2 protein-coding genes are annotated in these 567 nt (G+C 32.5%); both read right to left on the reverse strand.

Annotated features, from left to right (window positions below):
- Positions 1 to 298, reverse strand: a 298-nt coding sequence (locus D0817_RS24800; RefSeq protein WP_134737800.1) for a recombinase family protein, incomplete at its 3' end; no start/stop codon positions are given.
- Positions 295 to 477, reverse strand: a complete 183-nt coding sequence (locus D0817_RS24805; protein ID WP_127341002.1) for a hypothetical protein — start codon at positions 475 to 477, stop codon at positions 295 to 297. The genes D0817_RS24800 and D0817_RS24805, both read right to left, overlap by 4 nt.
- Between the last annotated feature and the right edge of the window lie 90 nt (positions 478 to 567).

Here is a 567-nt window from a genome sequence, read left to right on the forward strand (position 1 = left end):
TCCTGAGGATATTTATCATTTGATAAGCATCTCCGGCATTACGGCTGAACCTATCCCATTTAGTGAATAAAACAAGATCAATTTTGTTTTTGTGCTTTTTTAAATTTTGCAAAAGCTTATTCCATTTGGGTCTGTTAAAAGTCTTTGCCGAGTGATCTTCATAAATCACGTCTCTTATCTCAATGGAGTTAATTTCACAATATTTACGCAGTACTTCTTCCTGATTTCTTTGAGAATATCCTCTGTCTGCCTGTTCATCTGTACTCACTCTTACATATAAGTCTGCTATCATTTTCATCCTCTTGTTTTTAAATACTTAGTTACTGTAATATTTGCTAATTTACGCAAAAAATCCAAAATATTTCCGGCTTGTTCAAGCGTTATATCCAGTCCCTCAGACCTTAACATTTCCAAGGCTTTCTCCGGTGTGATTTTTCTTGTCTCATTTACCTCTTCATTGACTTCTTTATTTTCCATATTACTTTGCTTAACGTTCATCATCCTTTTCATTTTTCTAATTATCTTGACAACACTAAGATAACGAAATTGTTTTTATAATTTTACATT

Source organism: Flavobacterium cupreum, assembly GCF_003996965.1.
GTDB classification, from domain to species: Bacteria; Bacteroidota; Bacteroidia; order Flavobacteriales; family Flavobacteriaceae; genus Flavobacterium; species Flavobacterium cupreum.

Bases quoted from the DNA above. Each gene is read 5' to 3' on its own strand.
- D0817_RS24805 (WP_127341002.1), bottom strand. From the start codon at position 477: ATGGAAAATAAAGAAGTCAATGAAGAGGTAAATGAGACAAGAAAAATC.